The organism is Paenibacillus sp. TAF43_2, from assembly GCF_052113545.1.
In the GTDB taxonomy this organism is placed as follows: Bacteria; Bacillota; Bacilli; order Paenibacillales; family Paenibacillaceae; genus Pristimantibacillus.
Genome location: NZ_JBFRDK010000079.1, coordinates 1 through 18569, shown reverse-complemented (window position 1 = coordinate 18569; position 18569 = coordinate 1). Strand labels below are relative to the sequence as shown.

The window sequence follows — 18569 nt, the reverse complement described above, 5'->3', positions numbered from 1 at the left end:
AGTCCCTTCCTGTTTATATATCTTATATTACATTTCTAATTGAAGTTTACGGGTATTCAGCATGCCCTCCAGCCCAGTAGGATCGTTGCTTACTTTATATTGTACAAACGCTTCAGCTTTATCGGATGTACGAATGCGCAGCGGCTTCGTCTCCATATTTACTAACTGAAGCACAACATCAGCAACGGATTCAGACGTTTGAGGAACGGAGTTTCGCTTGGAAAAGGTATTAATAATGGTGTCATACGTTTGTTTATATTCATCATCTGGAATACCGCCTGCTTTTTCGATATGTGCAAAGACAGTATTGTTGAAATGGGTCCCAATTGCTCCAGGCTCCAGCAGAGTCACATCAATATTAAATGCAGGCTTGTAGTAGGTCGCTAAGCTCTCCAACAACCCTTCAACTGCAAACTTGCTTGCGCAATAAATTTCATTTAATGGTTGTCCGACCAATCCCCCTACGCTTGTCGTTGCGATCAAATGCCCGGAGTTTGATTTGCGAAGAAGCGGCAAACCCGCACGAATCGTATGCATAACCCCGTACACATTCGTATCAAAAACAGCTTGAATTTCCTCGAAAGTAGCTTGGCCCAGTGCACGTAATAGCCCAAATCCTGCATTGCAAAATAAAACATCCATATAACCATGTTTTTGCTTAATGACCTCAAATGCCTGCTCTAATGATTCCGGTTTAGTTACTTCCATTTCAATGAAATGTAGATTGGGCTGATCGCTATACTTTGTTTGATCACGTTCTGCATGCCGAGTTCCAGCGTATACGATCCATCCTTTTTCAGCAAATTTTAATGCTGTTGCAAGACCTATTCCGGATGAGGCGCCTGTAATAGCAATAATTTTATTCATGCCTGATTCTCCTTTTTTGAAAATATGGAAGCGATCTGTGCAGTATGATGCCGATTATGCCAAATGAATCTTTGAAGCGCAGCATCAAGACTCATGGCGCCGTGAGTTGGACTTGTAAACGTTCGTTGAAAATCGGATGATTGTAAAGATCGGAGAATTGCTGTAAACCGATCATGAACGGATTCTAGGAGATTCAGCGATGTTTCGAGCGGTGTTTCATAATCGCTTAATTCCGCCCATAAATCTTCTCTATACGAGCTAGCCGTGGGATTATCCTCCGTTAGCGCTCTCTTGAATCGGATAAAAGCATTCATATCGTTGTCAGCCATATGGTGAACAACCTGCCTGACGGTCCAACTGCCCGGACGGTATTGTAAAAGCAGCTGCTCAGACGTTAAATTTTGTACCGTGTGCCGCAGAATCGAAGATATTTGYGGCACATCCTCAATCCAGCTTTGCCGAAGCTCGGTCGTTACATGCTGTATGAGTTCAAAATGCCCGATAGGATAACGTAAATTATTCATATGCTCTCCCTCCATTCTTTAATTAGCCTTCAATAAACATAGGGATCTCCATCTGGTTAGGATTAGAAATCCATTGTGATAATACACTTCTCGTTGGCGCTCCCATAATAAAATTCAAATCATTGTCGGGATGCAAACTATAGTCGGTTATCTCATGCAATGGAATCCATGTTATGCCAATCTGATGTACGTCTGGTGTTTCACCGACCGATGCTTCATTGTCGGACGTAATAGCACACAAAAACGTAAAATCAATTTGATGAACATCCGGCTCTAATTCAAAAAACGATGAATCTCTTTTTGCGATAAACTCATTAATAAAAAGTAATTGTTCAATTTCAACCTTTAAACTTACCTCTTCTAATACTTCTCTCTTCAACGCTTCATGGATGCTTTCACCATGTTCCTGCCCTCCTCCTGGGAGAACATAAAATTCTCCTTGGACACCAGCTCTCCGTAAGACGAGCAATTGCTCATCTTTTATAATGACTGCCCTAGCTGCCGTTCTAATTCTCACGTTATCACCTCACTATTGTTACCGCGTTTTCCTTGAATATTTATATTTGCTGAATGTCTTATTGCTCTTGCATTTTTTATGCTTGTTGCTTCTAATAATTTGTTTAAAATATAGACTGGAGTGTTGGCGTTTTGGGCTAATGACAGCCAAACATAGGGCTCTTTTGTCTCAAAAAGGGATTGAAACTCTTCAAGTGTCAAATCATTGCGGCTCGCATATTTAGCAGCGTCCACCACAGTAAGCAATCTTTGCAATCTGTCTGCATCCATATTCCTTTTTATAGCCGCTTCGAGTAATCTTCGCTTTTCAGGTGATGACGGCTGTTTATAAATCAAGCTCTCCATCATCCATTTATGATTATCGTATTTGTTAAACAGCAGCTCCATTTCTTCATGGCCAAAGGATAGTTGAGTGTAGACGTCTATCGCTAGTGTCAATAATGCTTCATCTACTATCTCTGCTAATCTCCACAAGACTTCGTAGTCTTGTTTGGAGTGACCTAAATCCATAATAGCAATATTCCTATCTATAAGGGAAAAAGCGATTTGCTTCGAGAGAGGTTTATCGTATAACGAGATCAGGTTTTTCCAAACCTCCTCCTCCCCATCCGTATTCTTAGCTTCATTGTAAATTTCAAATAATATGTCTTCCGTTAATTCTATTTCCATTTGATTAGAATGTAACAATTGTTCGATAAAAGGATTCATTTTACTCCACTCCTTTCATTACAGTTTATTATTAAATGTAACAAAGAAATATTAATGTGAGTGTTTTCCATCATACTTTTCGATATAGCTAATGAAAGAGGCGAGGTCAAATAAATGAAGGAGGTGCAATCATGCGATGTACATCAAAAAACTTTATTATACGTTTGCAAAAACAAAAAGAAGACGCTCTTGAATATGTCATTGAACAATATTCAGGCTTCGTACACGCCATTGCTTTTAAAATTCTCTCTGGTATTAACGCGGATGGGATTAATGAATGTGTCAATGATGTGTTTTTAGCTGTTTGGCAAAATTCTAAACAATTTAAAGGTGAACCTGAGGACTTTAAAAAATGGATTGGTATGATGACGAAATATAAAGCAATTGATCTTTTTCGTAAGTTTGAAAAACAACATGCACGAGAGTATAGTGACGAGCTGCTTGAACAAAAACCTGGACAGGAAGACTTGCAGGAGCAGCTATTAAAAAAAGAGGAAAGGAATACGTTGTTGCTAGCTATTAGCCAGCTGGAAAGTATAGATCGGAATATTTTTATGATGAAATATTACTTACAATTATCCCATTCAGAAATTGCCGAATCACTGAATGTATCAAAAGCGGTGGTTGAAAATCGTCTTTACCGCGGAAAGAAAAAGTTAGCAACAACTATTCATATGAAGGAGCGGTTTATATGACTAATAGCTATAAAGGTTGGATGAATTTAGATGTAGAAAACATTGAACCCGTTGAATTGTCATCCAGCCAAAAAGCGAATCTAAAACATAACATCCTAAAAAATACAGCTAAAAAGAAGCCCAATACATGGATACGCCAAGTAACTGCCGCAGCCATTATTGGCATTATTACAATTTTAACGATCTCCTTTACTGTTCCAACCTTTGCTTCACAAATACCTTTTATGCAAAATATTATAGGTTATTTTAATAACGAGGATACGATGCTTGAACGTTTCGATGAATTTGCAACAGACATCAGACAAGTGCAAACGAGTAACGGTATCTCATTAATGATTGAAGAAGCCGTATATGATGGAACGTCCATTTCCGTATCCTATGCGCTAGAAACCAATACTGATTTAGGACCTGACCCGCATATCGCAAACCAAATTGATGTTAAAGGCTCAAAAAGCATGGTTGCTCACGGTTCTCTTAAAAAGATGAACGACATGACTTATGTAGGCATTGCAAAAATAGTCCCTCATTTCAATAGTGCAGCGCCTGATGAAATTGAAATAACATGGGAGCCAAAAGCCTTACTCGATCGGAATGCGAATATCGAGGTGAAAGGAGATTGGGCATTTCGCTTTAAGCTTTTAAAACTTGAAGGCGACTTAGAGCTCGTAAACGAAATGATCTCAAAGCATGACGTTACAGTTAGATTTACCTCTATTGAACAAAACGACATGTCCACAATAATCCGTTACGAGTCTTTTGTAGAGTCTGAAGTTTTGAAAGAGTGGTCAGACTTCACTGTGCAATTTGATAAAATACAAGATAATCTTGGTCATACGTATATCGTAGATGGGAATGGAGGTCAAAGTAAAGATTATGGAAGATCTTATAGTTCTAGTGCTTCAGTGAAAACCATTAATAAAGCCGCAACATCCATTACAATTGTTCCAATTATCTACTTCTCACTCGGCTCTGGGAAAGGGGTAGAAACAAAAGAAATGGACCCTGTTACCATTAGTTTAAACTAACCCATCAAAAGGCCCTTGTGTATTCCTATACACAAGGGTCTTTCGATGGGTTAGTTCCGTATTATACTGAAGCCTCCGGTTAGTTTAAAGCCAGCCAGAGGAAGTATTCAACATAACGTTCATTTACTTTATTCGTTTGGACATCGGATGAAGAACGTTCTAATGAATCGTGGAGAGCTTATTATGGCGAAAAGAGCCGTTTAAAGATGCTAACGAATCTCAGCAACGCTATTAGACAATTTTGACTAAGAAAAGAGACTATTTTAGAGGAATAAGGTTGCTTGTGTTCGTTACATTTTCTAAAGAGAGAAATGAAGTCAAATAACGTTGTTTAGATTCGTTACATTAAGTGATGGTCGAGTATTCTGAGCAAATCAGTCGATAAAATAAACATTCTACCGACTATGTCGGCAGCCTGTGCTCATTTCACTATCCTATATTGAATATAACAATCATAAATTTCCAAGTGCAAAAAACCAGCAACACTCATCTATCAGCTATTCGCGAAGGCGGTTAAGAAGAGCTAATGCCATTTCTCTCGCGGCTGCAACAATTTCTTCGTCCGTACGCTCCGTTCCACTGGCGGCCATCAATGCTGAGTTAATACTGAGAAAGGCCATTCTCACGAGTAATTTCCGTGTGGGATCAGCGTCCTTGCCAGCCACAAGCTCAGCCACTGCCCCAAGGCTGTCACGGATTTGACCACCGGGATTGCTAACCACGCTCCGCATGAGATTGGGATTCGCATTTACGAAGCGGATGCCGCGCAGCTTGTCCACAGAAGTAGAATCCACCCAACGAAGCACCGTTCGCTCCAGAAGGTCTGGACTCGGCTCTTGGCTGACGACCCATGCGAGAAGTTCCGCCGCCTCGTTGCCGCGGGAGGACATCATTGAATTTACGATGTCATTTTTGCTTTTGAAATGGTAGTATAGCGCAGCCTTGCTGATCCCGAGTTGCTCAGCGATTTCACGAAGTGATGTCGCCTCAAACCCTTTAGTAGTGAAAAGCTCCAAAGCTACACGCTGAGCTTCCGCTTTTGTTTCACTGCCCGTCCGTTTCACTGACTCACTCATACTCATGATTGTCACACTCCTTGCCTTTCACTCATTTTAGCCATAACTCATCATACTTGACAACTTACCTGTCGGCAAGTAAAGTCTATTTTATAGTTAACATTTCAATTTTTCTTCATCACAGTTTGAACGCTCGGTAATCGAGCCGTCATGAAAACAACCATAAGGAGGATATCCTAGTGTCTAACATCGTTCTACCAATATCTCCACTACCAGCAGCTTGTACTCTGGATAGGTACTTGTTATGAATCATATCATTATTGAGTTCATCTGTTTATTTCTTGCAGGCATCCTTGCTGGCGAAGAGCTCGTCATTCGCTATGGGGTGCACATGTCTCTGGCTGGTCTAGACGACCAGTCTCAAATTAAAGTTCGTCAAGCACTAATACTTAAACTGCGTGTGCTGGTGCCCGCTATCTTTTTACCTACGGCCGTGTCGGGAGTTGTAGTATTAGTACTGAGCGGCTCCGAGCCAGGTTTGTTCTTCCGCTGGGCTGGCGTTCTGGCTTTACTCCTCTTCATCCTGGTCACGCTCATAGGCACTGTCCCCATCAACAAGGGTGCGCTCGAATGGAAGCCCGACGCGCCGCCTAGCAACTGGAAGTCATTAATTCGCCGCTGGGAGCTGCTTGATGTAGTTCGTTCATCGGCAGCAGTCTTGGCATTTGCATGCTTCTTGACAGCTGTTGCACTGCAGTACTCGAGCCTGCAATAACAAGCTTTAGACTCATTTTAGCGAAAAAGGCAATGACTGCTTCGGACATAAAAAAAGTCCTAGCTGCCATTGCCTTTTTAAAATCAGATAACAGTTGGTTCAACTATTTAGCAGCCGCTTTCTGCTTAAAATATTCAATAAAATGCTGTATATCCATTTTCCAAATATGTTCGTTTTTCTTCAAACCATAACCCACAGAACTAGTGGATGATCCCAAGCTTACAGTAATGACTACTATTACACTATTTTCTTCAACCGTTTCTTCATTAATTTGAATGGAATCATAATATCTATATTTCAAAGCTACTTCTTGCTCAGTATTCAACACGTACTCATTGTAGTCTTTTCTAAAGCGTTCAGGATCAGCTAATAAGCCATCATTGTAAGTAAAAGCGTAAATGGCTGCCGTATCAACTATAGCAACAGAATGCATGTAGATTAACACTATTTGCTCAGGGGAGAAGCGTAGCAAATGACTCGTATCCCTGTCTTTCACAAATAGTTCATACTCCTTAATCCGCTCAGCAGGCAATTGCTCCAAATATGAGAATCCTTTGTTTGGTGCTTCTTTTATTTCGGTTATGTCTACTTTCTTTTGGTTAAATTCTGTTGTCTTTATGTCACTTTCGAAGCAACCTGTCAGTAAGACTATGCAAATTGAAAAGATGACTATTCTCATAAGTGAATCCAGTAGTTGCATTTTCCACCTTCATTAGCTTCTAGTACACCATTATTTAACTCAATGACTCTTCTAGAAGCGATATTACTTTCCACACAAGACAGCATAACATCCTTTATTCCCATGCTTTCTGCGTTTTTTAGGAGTTCATTTAACATGACCGTGCCGTAGCCTTTTCCTCGTTTGCTTGGTCTGATCGTATACCCTATATGCCCGCCTGATATTTTTAAGTTATCATTCAAATAATGCCTTAGCTTTCCGTAGCCAACGGGATATGAATCAACGAATAACCAGAAAACAGTCTGGGGAACGTGCTGAGGTAAGAGATCAATGCCTTGCGAGATCGCTATGTTTTTTCGAATAAACGCAGGAAATTGACTATAATCGATATCATAAGCACTATTCACAAACCCATTTTCTCCAGGGCCTATTTCTACTAGCATGTCAAAAATATCACGTCCATCATCTACGCTTGCTGCTTTTAGTTCAATCATCTTCTTTAGGCCTCCTATTTATATATTCCGCATCTACTAGTCTCTTAATCTACAATTATTTCACGCGTTATAAATGGGCCAATTCCAATATTTCTCACCCTGACATATGATAAACCGATCAAACCATTGCTCAAAATTCATATGCATCGGCCTCGCATCATAAAATTGATCAATATGGCCTTTGACCATTAAGTAATGGTCTGAGCCTTCGTTAAAAGCTTTTAAATGAATAACAATGTCATCCTGATAAATATAAGCTACTTTCAAATAACCTTCATTAGGCTCCTCGTACGTTACTCCAAATGTATCCTGCCACCCGTATAAGTAGGCCTCTCCTCCGTACTCCGGATGGTCAAAGAGTGAGCAGCCATTCGTTATTCTAAGGAAAATCAAATAATCCTGAGGAAGTTTACAACCCAGTTTTTCCTGAAAAAGCATTAAATCTTCTTCCCTTGCAGGGGGTCTAAATGTACATTTGGCCTCGTATAGCTCACCTTCACGCAGCTGTAAGCTTAATAACCCGTCGCCCGCCTCTAATCTTTGCCTTAAGGAAGTTATGGTTTTCTTAATGATGTTGCCTTGAATCATCGAGCACCTACTGCGAAGCAGATCATATGCCATATTTCCAAACTTTCTAATGTCGTATAAGTAATCATACCCGCTCGAATCCTGCAGCTGGTTATACATGCGAACCACTACAGCATCGCAGCTCGGAATGACCAGACAGGCGCAGCCTGTAATTCCAAGAACTTGATAAGCGTCACTCGGCAGAAGCTCGCCAATTTGATTTAAGGGAGTATCACTTTGCAGCCACCATATAAAACCGTTTCGAGGCAGGTGAGATGGAACAGTGAGTGGCGTATGCAGCGAAGTAACTCTTGCAAAAACAGGTTGCGGCAGCAACTGTTTTCCTTTTATATTGCCATTTTTAAGATGCATATGTCCCCACATAGCTAGATCGCGCGCACTAACGAACAAATTGCTTTGATCACCCGCATCACTATCGTTTGGCCCCACCCACGTATCTTCATCATCGTAATAATTATATATAAGCTGCTCAGCTGCTTTTGTTCTCCAGCCCGTTTCCTTTAACCCATATTGATTAAATACATGACTCGCCATAAAAGAACTTAAGTTTTGCCCCGATATATGCCTAACTAATTGAAAAAGCATGCCAATTCCCGTATTGCGGTATGCCCATCCATATCCAGCAGGGAACTCTCTTGTTATCTTCCCGTTCTCTTCGATTAATCCATGGGTATGCGTAAGCAAGTGCCTCAACGTTACCCCTCGCGCTGCATCCTTATAATCATTGAGATACTGCCCGATTTCATCATCCACGCTGCCTATTTTCCCTTGCTCTATTAATAAGCTGACAGCAAGCGCTAGATACGTTTTACGGATTGATGCTACATTGAACTGCGTTTTTTCATCCACGAGTCTCGATGCATCTGATGCTTCATGTGTACCGGAATACCACTCGTTTACAACAACATCGTTCTGAATGATATAAGTTGAGGCAGCTGTGGCGCCGATACTTTGTTGAATAGCATAGACATACTCATTCAGGCTTTGAAAATGATTCGTTGCCATTTCCTTCACATAATCCTCTCCTGCTTCAGAGTTGATTTACCAATTCTGATTAACAATAATCCGCCGCTCTTGTATTGTCAAATAAACCCAATAAAGCGATTTCCAACAGTAATAAACAACTATAGCCATTGTTTCTATCCCATTCGGTTCACGATTGCTATAGGATAAATAGATAATGTGAAAGACATTGAAAGGATGATTGTGACATGCTGCATATTCCTGCCGTACATACTGTATTTCATAAGGAAACGCTTTTTGAAGCCATGGCCTTATTATATGATATCGGTACACCGCTAAAGAGCCAATTCGTGTCCAATGGCTTGAATGATACCTATTCGGTGGAGACGAATACCGGCAAATTTATATTGCGAATTTATAAGCATTTGTGGCGAGCAGAATCCGATATCCGTTTTGAGCTGGATTTGTTAACCTATCTTAAAAACTGCATCCTGCCGGTTTCCTATCCAATCCAAAGACGAGATGGCGAATGGTTGACTGAGCTTGATGCACCGGAAGGCACTCGTTATGCTGTGCTATTCTCTTATGCGGATGGGGCCGGGAAACTTAATGTCGATACAAGCCAAGCTTACGGCAGCGCTATAGCGCAGCTTCATCATGCCATGGATTTCTATGAGCCCAAACATGAACGGTTTGAGCTTGATGCTGCCCATTTGCTCGACGAGCCTCTTAGGGCGATGCTTCCGTTTTTACAGCATCGCCCGAACGATGCAGCGTTTGTTCAAGAAACAGCCGGCAGGCTGAAAGCTCGCCTTGCAGAAGCCGCGAATGGTGCATATGACTGGGGAGTATGCCACGGGGATCTGCATGGCTGGAACGTCTTTCACTCGGATGACGGCAGCATGACACACTTTGACTTTGACTGCTGCGGCGTAGGCTGGCGCTCATATGATCTTTCTGTTTATTTATGGGATCGCGTCCATGGCAGATCGGATAGTGAGAGCTTTGAGGATGAATGCTGGGATGCTTTTCTGGAAGCCTATACGAAGGAACGCCCGCTAAGCGAGCAAGATCTCGCGATGATTCCCGTATTCGTAGCCGTCAGACAGCTTTGGCTGATCGGACTTCATACTGGCGGAAGCGCCGTTTGGGGATCTTGGCAGGATGATGGTTACTTTGACGGGAAGCTTAAGTTTTTGGCGGCTTGGGTAAAGGCGCATAACCTATAATGCGATGAAAGAAAAGGAGCTGCTTGCGGCTCCTTTCTTCTTTTATACGATTACGGAAATGCTTGTTGTAAAATAAAATGAATGCTTGCCTGTTTACATTCGAATATCGATATGCTATCTTATTTCTACAAATATAGAAATAACGACTGCAAGAAAGGTGAAGCCACAATGACAGAAGATCATGCGGACGTACGTCAAGCTGTAAAAGTATATAAGGCGCTCGGCGAGCCTACCCGTCTAAAAATAGCTCTGCTGCTTACTGAGGAGAAAAATTTATGCTGCTCCGATATTGGCACAAAGCTGGAATCTGTAGCTGGCTCTACCCTCTCACATCACTTGAAGCAATTGACGGAAAGCGGATTGCTAGATCTCCGTAAGGACGGTACGTATATCTACTACAGTGTGAACCGCGAAATGGCTCGAAAGTATGCGCCATATTTGTTGGAGTAATTTTTTTAGGTTATATTTCTATAGATTTAGAAATATAAAAACAGTGGAGTGGAGAGAGGAGTATTTTTTATATGTCTAACGCGTGGAAAATTTACATGCTGGCTATAATTAGCTTTTTGGTTGGAACATCAGAATTTATTATTGCGGGTATTTTGGATAAGGTCGCGGGCGACATAGGTGTATCCGTATCTGCAGCAGGCCAGCTGATTACCGTTTTCTCGCTAGCTTACGCTATTGGCACGCCGATTCTTATGGCAGTTACGGCGCGTGTTGAGCGGCGTCAGCTGCTCCTCTACTCATTAGGTGTATTCGCGATCGGCAATCTTATTGCCGTTGCTTTGCCTGGATTTGAGTTTTTGATCGTGTCCCGCGTTGTCCTCGCGCTCAGCACAGGGGTGTTTGTCGTTACCGCTTTGACCGTCGCTTCTAAGCTTGCACCCGTTGATAAACAGGGCAGTGCCATTGCGACGCTCGTTATGGGCTTTAGCACAGCATTAATCGTGGGTGTCCCTCTAGGCAGGGTTGTCGCATCTGTATACGACTGGCATYTCATCTTCGGAGCAATCGGACTACTGGGCCTGCTTGCAATGCTCCTCATTTTATCCAGCATTCCAAAAACAGATGGTGAAGAGCCCGTTCCACTTCGCAGCCAGCTTGCTCTCTTGAAGCAGCCGAAAATTGTAACGGCACTGACGGTCACTTTCTTGTGGATCGGCGGTTATTCCATCGTTTACACTTATATTTCACCATTCCTGCTTAGCGTAACGAAGCTGAGTGAACAGGGCGTGAGCATCGGACTATTTGCATTCGGTATCGCCAGCCTGATCGGGTCTAAATTTGGCGGCTACAGCACCGATAAATGGGGAGCGCCGCGAACATTAGTCAGCGGCATGCTGTTCCATACGATAGCACTTGTTCTACTCTCGTTGGCTGGACAGTCTCCGGTGATCGTATTTCCTCTGCTTATGATCTGGGCCTTTACCGCTTGGTCATCCGGTCCAACTCAGCAGTACCATCTGATGTCACTAGCTCCAGAAGCTTCGGGTATTATGCTAAGCTTGAACAGCTCTGTACTTCAGCTAGGTATGGCTGCAGGAGCCGGGCTTGGCGGTGTTGTCGTTGAGCAAGTATCGCTCACCTCTATCAGCTGGATTGGAGCTACAGGCGTCATTCTCGCTGCTGCTACAGCCGCAACCTCCTTCGGGTTCTCCCGCGCGCGTTCCCGCCGGAAGATAGCCGAAGGCAGCTTAGCAAAAACCAGTGCTTAAACCTTAGCAGCTTTGCTTTGATCATTGATTAAAGTCACTCCTATTTTTTAAAAATGGGGCTGTCTCAAAAGTCATTTTGCGATTTTTTTGAGCACTAATTAGATCTTATTTTCTTTGAGAAAAAGGACCTCAAGCTCCACTTTACAGTGGAATTTGAGGTCCTTTCATTTGAAAACGGAGATGTTCCCCTGTCATGCGAAGACATTTGCGGCAGCGCCTGCAGCAGCTTCATCTAAGCGCAGAAATGCACTTATTTAACCAAATCTTCTTCAAATCTGCTCAATTAAAGGTATTTGTACACCTATTTGCATCATTTCAATTTTGTTTGTTAAAAACAGGTGCACTTTTGCACTTATTTACTCTACGCTAACGGTTAACTCACATCACTATCATACAACATGCATAAGCCACTTACATAATCAAATCAGACTTTAATACTAATCGAATTTCAGAGGGCGCAGCCCTTGGGGGGAGGGTGTCAATAAAGCCATAGGCTCTAGGGGCACCCTCTTTCTAATCCTGAGCTAATATGTACCTCTACACTACCCTTTATCATTGCCTATACTGCATAATCGCTGGATAGAAGCTGCTTTCTCACACTTACATGGAGCTATACTGCATTCTATACAATATAGGTGCACTTAAAAAGCTAAAATGGTCAATCGTATAACAAGATATTGCATGAATACAACATAGATCTCCATCACAGCTCAATATGGGCGAAGTTCCTGCAAATGTACAGGATAGCCAAACGCTGGTCGCTGTGATTGATGTTGGATGATAGCCACACGTTGGTCTCGGAGAGCGTAAACTCGACTTCCTAAAATAGATATAACATTCAAAAGAAAACCAGACTTCCATTATCGGAAGTCTGGTTTTCTTTTGTCCTATTCAAATCGAATCAAGAAGTAATTTTTCTTGCCGCGGCGCAGCACGACAAATTTGTCATAGAGCCTTTGCTCCGAGCCGATGATGGATTCTACATCCGTGTTTTTCGTGCCATTAATCGAAATCGAGCCGCTCGTAATATCTTGTTTCGCTTGGCGGCGAGATGGTGCAGCTCCAGATTCGATCAGAAGATCCATAAGCGCAATCTCTTCTCTATTCGTAAGCACCGTTGTAGGCATGTCCTGCAAAGCTTCAATTAGCTCAGCTTCACTCAGCTGATTTACATCGCCTGAGAAAAATGCCTGCGTAATTTTCTCTGCGCTCTCGAGCGCTTCTTGTCCATGAACAAGGCGAGTAATTTCACGCGCCAATTCACGCTGCGCCACCCGCTTCTCTGGGTGCGACTGAAGCTCTGTCTCCAAAGCTTCGATTTCTGCACGAGAGAGGAATGTGAAATACTTCAAAAATTTGATCGTATCGTTATCTTCAGTATTGATCCAGAACTGATAGAACTGGTACGCCGATGTCTTCGAACGATCCAGCCAAATGGCGCCAGATTCGGATTTACCGAATTTCTTGCCGTCGCTTTTGGTAACGAGAGGCATCGTCATGCCGTAAGCGTCGCCACCGCCCATTTTGCCAATCAAATCAAGGCCTGCTGTAATATTGCCCCATTGATCACTGCCGCCAATTTGCAAGGAACAGCCATGCTCTTGATGAAGCTTATGGAAGTCATACGCCTGCAAAATCATATAGCTGAACTCGGTAAACGAGATGCCTGATGAAAGACGGGAATCGACCGAATCCTTCGCCAGCATGTAGTTTACAGTAAAGTTTTTGCCTACATCACGTAAAAAAGTAATGACATCCAGCGGCGCAATCCAATCGTAGTTGCTTACGAGCTTAGCCGCATGATCTGCAGCATCGAAATCAAGAAAGCGGGAAAGCTGACGCTTCAAGCTCTCTGTCCATTCGGATACTGTATCCGCAGTGTTAAGCGAGCGTTCCGTCGAGCGGCCGCTTGGATCGCCAATTAAGCCTGTTCCGCCGCCAACTAAAGCAAGTGGAATATGGCCAGCCTGCTGGAAACGACGCAAGCACAAGATTGGAAGCAAGCTGCCGATGTGCAGGCTGTCCGCTGTAGGGTCGAATCCGCAATACAGCACGACGCGTTCACTCGTAAGCTTCTTATGTAATTCCTCGCGGTTAGTAAATTGCTGTACTAGCCCTCGGTATTCTAGATCAGCCAAAAGATCTTCATGATTAATGGTTAATGCTTCGTTTGTCATTTAACTCTCTCTCCTCTAATGTTTCCTACAGTTTACGTTGATTTCGAGTTTTTTAAAAGATGTGGACGGACGATTACATGGTTTTGGACATTTCTCTACGTCTACGAATCGTTCTTCTAATTAAAATATCACAAATAAGCAGCCCTACGCCAACAACAAAGTCGACAAACCCTACAAAAATAGCGTTAAACGGATAACCGCCCATTTTCGAGATAAAATATACCGTAAAAGCAAAAATCCCAAGTGCACTGATCGTAAATAAAAAACTTTTTCTAAAAAACAGCGCAAGCGCTGCAGCAATTACCGTTAATGCGGCGACTGTTCCCAGCACCAAGAGATTATGATCCTTCTCTATATTCGTTGGATACAACAATTGTTTGGGATACGTGTAAGAAAAATACCAGTCCTTGCTGGGCAGTTCATTAAAAACAGCTTTGAATGTTTTGGAGTCCGTTTGTTCCATTGCTAAATTCGAATGAAGCGCAGCACCGGGTTCGCTTAGCCGTATTTCCAGCTCGACATGCGGCTCGCCCTCCCAGAAAGCTGCTGGGGTCAAATAATAAAGATGGGAAAAAATCGTCGTAATCACACCTTTATTATAAATCCCCCCATTTTCAATATAGTTGATGACAATATTTTTCGTTTCGTTCGGCTCAAAAGATAAAAGGAACCTCGCTCCTTGTGCTGGCCCAATTTCCGCTGAGTAATTGGATAAACGCAGCTCCTTGCCGCTTACTGGATCAATGACCGTATTTTTCAATAGGGTATTCTGCCAATTAACTGTCTTAACATTCGGATCCATGATCACATTAATCTCTTTATTTCCCTCTGATACCATAAAGGCCTCACTTGCAGGCGTTACAAATAAAACCTCCAAGTCCTTGGCGGAATCGGATGTATTGTGAAGTTCATACTGAACCGTTACTTCCGCATGGCTTTTGTACCGTTCGATATCACGGAAGGTAAACACAACCTTCTCGCGAACCAAACTCACTTGCGATTGATCATCCAGCTCCAGCCTGCCATAACCCTCCGCAGGATTATGCAGCGGTCCCCCGTTGGCACTTGCTGCTTCTGGTAAAAGCATAAATAATAGGACAGCGGTCAAAATCAATGGTCGAAGCTTATGCAGGAACATTCCATCACCTCGTTCTCCGATTGTTGAGCTTCACAAGCAAAAACGCCTTCAGYGTCCTCTGGATGCTGAAGTAGCTTTGACGATGAAATATAAGATAAGTAGGAGCATAGATTTACTTTCTTATATTTAAAAAAAGAAGCCTCCATATGTATTATTTTACCACATGAGAGGCTTCATCTTGTTATCGCTCTATTTTTTCTTCCACGTATCCTTAAGCGGTACGATGCGGTTGAAGACTAGCTTCGTATCCGTTGTATGTTTATTGTCCACGCAAAAATAACCATGCCGAACGAATTGGAGCTTATCCTCTAGCTGCGGAAGATCCTCAAAAGGCTCAATCCTGCAATCTTTCACGATTTGCAGTGAGCTCGGATTAATGACGCTGTCCCAAGCTATATCGGTATCCTTCGGGATTTCATTACCCCGCAGCAGACTCTCATAAAGGTGGACATCCACCTTAGCCGCGTGACTCTCCGAAACCCAGTGGATCGTCCCCTTCACCTTACGGCCGGTAAAGCCCGTTCCGCTTTTCGTTTCGGGATCGTAAATGCAGCGAAGCTCAATGATCTCATCTGTGGCTTTATCTTTAATGACTTCCTCACATCTAATGAAGTAGGCACCGATCAGCCGTACTTCAGCTCCGGGCGCTAATCTGTGAAATCCTTTGGACGGCTGCTCCATAAAATCATCTTTCTCTATAAATAGCGTTCTAGAGAAGGTGACCTTGCGTTTGCCAAGCGTGTCATTCTCGCTATTGTTATCAATGGACAACAGCTCGGTTTGGCCCTCCGGATAATTAGTAATAACCACTTTCAGTGGATGGATGACGGCCATTACGCCTTTGACCTTCGCCTTCAAATCATGTCTTGCCGCATGCTCCAGCATCGCGATATCAACGGAATTTTGCGCTCTAATCATGCCGATCTCATCGATAAAATTTCTAATGCTCTCGGGCGTAAAGCCTCTTCGCCTGAGTCCACGGATCGTTGGCAGCCTTGGATCATCCCAGCCGTCGACAAAGCCGCCCTCAACGAGCTGTCTCAAATATCGCTTGCTCGTCACGACACCTGTTAGATTCAGCCTGCCGAATTCCCTTTGCCTTGGCGGCTGAGCAAATTCCAGCTCCTCCAATACCCATTCGTACAAAGGACGATGGTCCTTGAACTCAATGGAGCATAACGAGTAGGTAATGCCCTCGATGGCATCTTGAATCGGATGCGCAAAATCGTACATCGGATAAATGCACCACTTATTTCCTGTCCGGTAATGCTCAGCATGGATAATGCGATAAATAACGGGATCTCTTAAATTAATATTAGGCGCACTCATATCAATCTTGGCACGCAATACTTTGGAAGCGGCCTTAAAATCACCATTTTTCATTTTCGCAAACTGCTCTAAATTTTCATCAATGGAGCGATTTCGGTAAGGGCTATCCTTGCCCGGCTCCGTAAGCGTCCCCCGATATTCCGTAACTTCTTCTGGCGATAATTCACAAACATAAGCCTTTCCTTTACTTATGAGCGCAACTGCAGCATCATATATCGCATCCGAATAATCCGAACCATAATAAATATGGCTGCCCGGACTATAGCCAAGCCAATTGATATCTTCGATAATGGCATTCACATATTCGATGTCCTCCTTCAGAGGATTCGTATCGTCAAATCGCAAATGAAACTTTCCATTATACTTCTGCGCAATCGTATAGTTCGTATGGATGGCATAGGCGCTTCCGATATGCAGGTATCCATTAGGCTCAGGCGGAAACCGCGTACACATCTCCCGTGTAAACACGCCTGCTTGAAGATCCTCATTAATGATTTTGTATAAAAAATGATCCGTGTTCGGCTCTAATTCGCTGCTCATTGTAAAACCTCCAATTTAGGGTTGCTATCGATACCTTGATTTTTCATGTCCCAAGCAAAAACGCCTTCGGCGTCCTTTAGACGCTGAAGTAGCTTTGACGGTGAAATATAAGCCCTTTATAAGCTAACAAACTTTTAAATTCTTATATTTCAAAAAACAAAAAAAAATTCCACCCCCAAGACTTCGCGTCTTGGGGACGAAATTTTTCGCGGTACCACCCCAGATTCGTTAATATGTCGCCATATCAACCTCTTCAAGTACGGCACCAAAGGATGCTTATACTCTAGCTCTATAACAGGAGCTCCTGTCACAGCATCCCCTTGCTCAGGTTCCGATGTGATGCTCAGAGACTTGTTTCGATAAACCATTCCTTGCCCCTTTTCAGCTGCCGGGGCTCTCTGCGAAAGAATGTGTTTATGTACTCTTCTCGTCATCGCCTTTTTCAATATTTCATATATGTTAACAAATCGTTCCCTGAATTGTAAATGGTTATTCTACACAGCAAGCTAGATCATACTAATGCCTTGGCGCCCACAGTATAACTGAAACACCGACCAAGCAAATTGCAGCACCTATCCAGTCGTATAAATCAGGTGTTTTTTTATCAACCAGCCAGCCCCACAATACGGCCATCACTATAAAAACGCCCCCGTACGCCGCATAGACCCTCCCGAACGAAGGAAAGGATTGAAATGTAGCAATAACACCATATAGCGCTAAAGCTACGCCTCCGACCATTCCCCAATACATCGGCTTGCCTTCACGCAGCCATAACCAAATCAGGTATCCCCCACCAATTTCAGCTAACCCAGCTAATAAAAATACCAATATTCCTGTAATCATCTCTTTCACATCCAATAACGCAAGCTGATTGAATACTTATTTCTAAGAATGAGGCAAATTTTCAAAAGCTTGTACATATTTATCGTATTTCATTTTCCATACGTCCTTGCGAGAGGCAATGGTTTTTCCGTCCAGCAATGCCTCGATAACATCCAAACATACATCCCAGCCGGCAATATCTCTAGGGGTATGCGCTGTAATTTGGACAAGCTTCTCGATTAAAACCAAGCGGCAGCCCTCTGGCTCTGCATATAATTCAAAACGAACGATATCCTCAGCCCACGTAAACTCCAAAACCGATAACGCTTTGAGCCTGGTGATGGCCATCTCTTCAAAATGTCCATTCTGCATATCAAATTTTATTAATCCGCCTTCACGTAGGTCCGCGACACGCAGTTCGGGGAACCACTGCGCCAGCTTCTCGTTGTCAGTCAGCATTGACCAGACGCTCTCCACAGCATGCTTCAAACTGCGCTCGAAACGGACCGAATATCCATTCTCAGCTTGGGTAATGGATGCCAACATGTCTACTCACCTCGTCCTTATTTATTCCTGATTGTATTTTTTCTCAAAAATAGACCATCGAATCAAAGAAAGAGTAACACCTACGACAACTGAAATAAAAATAATAGGCGCCATTTCGATTTGATCTACACTTTTACGACCAAGTACAATGAGTACTCCCTGAATAATTAAAACGTAAATCAATAAATAAAGCACCCATCTAATAGCATACGACTACGAC

At 42.9% G+C, this 18569-nt stretch carries 19 protein-coding genes and 1 other annotated feature; of the genes, 6 read left to right on the top strand and 13 right to left on the bottom strand.

Translation table 11 applies throughout. The features are described 5' to 3' along the window. Positions 1-27: 27 nt before the first annotated feature. From AB4Z17_RS17710 to AB4Z17_RS17695, 4 genes are read right to left on the bottom strand one after another with little or no spacing between them, the layout of a single operon-like run. The gene (locus tag AB4Z17_RS17710; protein WP_441961140.1) at positions 28-867 is read right to left on the bottom strand and encodes an SDR family oxidoreductase; all 840 of its coding nucleotides are present in this window, start codon (positions 865-867) and stop codon (positions 28-30) included. Beyond that, on the bottom strand, positions 864-1391 hold the full coding sequence (locus AB4Z17_RS17705; protein ID WP_441961138.1) for a YfiT family bacillithiol transferase: 528 nt from the start codon (positions 1389-1391) through the stop codon (positions 864-866). Before AB4Z17_RS17705 ends, AB4Z17_RS17710 begins: the two co-directional genes overlap by 4 nt. Before the next feature lie 22 nt (positions 1392-1413). Continuing rightward, positions 1414-1908 carry an NUDIX domain-containing protein gene (locus AB4Z17_RS17700; RefSeq protein ID WP_441961136.1) on the bottom strand — a complete coding sequence of 165 codons (495 nt, stop codon included), beginning with the start codon at positions 1906-1908 and terminating at the stop codon, positions 1414-1416. Further along, positions 1905-2615 (bottom strand): hypothetical protein, encoded by a 711-nt coding sequence (locus AB4Z17_RS17695; protein WP_441961134.1) that lies wholly within the window; start codon positions 2613-2615, stop codon positions 1905-1907. The genes AB4Z17_RS17700 and AB4Z17_RS17695 overlap by 4 nt, the downstream gene beginning before the upstream one ends. A 131-nt stretch (positions 2616-2746) precedes the next feature. Between AB4Z17_RS17695 and AB4Z17_RS17690 the strand changes: the two genes are divergently transcribed. Next, positions 2747-3310 carry a sigma-70 family RNA polymerase sigma factor gene (locus AB4Z17_RS17690; RefSeq protein WP_441913557.1) on the top strand — a complete coding sequence of 188 codons (564 nt, stop codon included), beginning with the start codon at positions 2747-2749 and terminating at the stop codon, positions 3308-3310. Further along, positions 3307-4335, top strand: coding sequence for a DUF4179 domain-containing protein (locus AB4Z17_RS17685; RefSeq protein WP_441913559.1), 1029 nt, complete (start codon positions 3307-3309; stop codon positions 4333-4335). The genes AB4Z17_RS17690 and AB4Z17_RS17685 overlap by 4 nt, the downstream gene beginning before the upstream one ends. A 497-nt stretch (positions 4336-4832) precedes the next feature. Here the strand turns inward: AB4Z17_RS17685 and AB4Z17_RS17680 are convergent, their stop codons facing one another. Continuing rightward, positions 4833-5417, bottom strand: a complete 585-nt coding sequence (locus AB4Z17_RS17680; RefSeq protein ID WP_441913561.1) for a TetR/AcrR family transcriptional regulator — start codon at positions 5415-5417, stop codon at positions 4833-4835. Between the two features lie 238 nt (positions 5418-5655). Between AB4Z17_RS17680 and AB4Z17_RS17675 the strand changes: the two genes are divergently transcribed. After that, complete coding sequence (locus tag AB4Z17_RS17675; protein WP_441913563.1) at positions 5656-6126, top strand: anthrone oxygenase family protein; 471 nt, start codon at positions 5656-5658, stop codon at positions 6124-6126. A gap of 103 nt (positions 6127-6229) precedes the next feature. On the opposite strand, the gene AB4Z17_RS17670 is transcribed toward AB4Z17_RS17675, so the two are convergent. From AB4Z17_RS17670 to AB4Z17_RS17660, 3 genes are read right to left on the bottom strand one after another with little or no spacing between them, the layout of a single operon-like run. Further along, positions 6230-6805: a hypothetical protein gene (locus AB4Z17_RS17670; RefSeq protein ID WP_441961132.1), complete on the bottom strand. Its 576-nt coding sequence runs from the start codon at positions 6803-6805 to the stop codon at positions 6230-6232. Then, positions 6802-7299, bottom strand: coding sequence for a GNAT family N-acetyltransferase (locus AB4Z17_RS17665; protein ID WP_441961130.1), 498 nt, complete (start codon positions 7297-7299; stop codon positions 6802-6804). The genes AB4Z17_RS17670 and AB4Z17_RS17665 overlap by 4 nt, the downstream gene beginning before the upstream one ends. A gap of 60 nt (positions 7300-7359) precedes the next feature. Then, positions 7360-8892, bottom strand: coding sequence for a serine hydrolase (locus AB4Z17_RS17660; RefSeq protein WP_441961158.1), 1533 nt, complete (start codon positions 8890-8892; stop codon positions 7360-7362). 206 nt (positions 8893-9098) lie between these two features. On the opposite strand from AB4Z17_RS17660, the gene AB4Z17_RS17655 reads away from it, so the two are divergent. From AB4Z17_RS17655 to AB4Z17_RS17645, 3 genes are all read left to right on the top strand, one after another. Next, positions 9099-10079 carry a phosphotransferase gene (locus AB4Z17_RS17655; RefSeq protein ID WP_441913569.1) on the top strand — a complete coding sequence of 327 codons (981 nt, stop codon included), beginning with the start codon at positions 9099-9101 and terminating at the stop codon, positions 10077-10079. Between the two features lie 168 nt (positions 10080-10247). Next, positions 10248-10529, top strand: a complete 282-nt coding sequence (locus AB4Z17_RS17650; protein ID WP_054025100.1) for an ArsR/SmtB family transcription factor — start codon at positions 10248-10250, stop codon at positions 10527-10529. 71 nt (positions 10530-10600) lie between these two features. After that, positions 10601-11797, top strand: a complete 1197-nt coding sequence (locus tag AB4Z17_RS17645) for an MFS transporter (protein ID WP_441961128.1) — start codon at positions 10601-10603, stop codon at positions 11795-11797. An 887-nt stretch (positions 11798-12684) separates the two neighbouring features. On the opposite strand, the gene tyrS is transcribed toward AB4Z17_RS17645, so the two are convergent. From tyrS to AB4Z17_RS17620, 5 genes are all read right to left on the bottom strand, one after another. Continuing rightward, on the bottom strand, positions 12685-13974 hold the full coding sequence (gene tyrS / locus AB4Z17_RS17640) for a tyrosine--tRNA ligase (protein ID WP_441911926.1): 1290 nt from the start codon (positions 13972-13974) through the stop codon (positions 12685-12687). 73 nt (positions 13975-14047) lie between these two features. Beyond that, positions 14048-15112 (bottom strand): hypothetical protein, encoded by a 1065-nt coding sequence (locus AB4Z17_RS17635; RefSeq protein ID WP_441961126.1) that lies wholly within the window; start codon positions 15110-15112, stop codon positions 14048-14050. Between the two features lie 189 nt (positions 15113-15301). After that, on the bottom strand, positions 15302-16981 hold the full coding sequence (locus tag AB4Z17_RS17630; RefSeq protein ID WP_441961124.1) for a glutamine--tRNA ligase/YqeY domain fusion protein: 1680 nt from the start codon (positions 16979-16981) through the stop codon (positions 15302-15304). 189 nt (positions 16982-17170) lie between these two features. Next, positions 17171-17424: a binding site (T-box leader), on the bottom strand. Positions 17425-17497: 73 nt separating this feature from the next. Further along, positions 17498-17824 carry a YnfA family protein gene (locus AB4Z17_RS17625; protein ID WP_076267312.1) on the bottom strand — a complete coding sequence of 109 codons (327 nt, stop codon included), beginning with the start codon at positions 17822-17824 and terminating at the stop codon, positions 17498-17500. A 42-nt stretch (positions 17825-17866) separates the two neighbouring features. Continuing rightward, entirely contained in the window at positions 17867-18349 is a 483-nt protein-coding gene (locus AB4Z17_RS17620) for an SRPBCC family protein (protein WP_441961122.1), read from the bottom strand. Between the last annotated feature and the right edge of the window lie 220 nt (positions 18350-18569).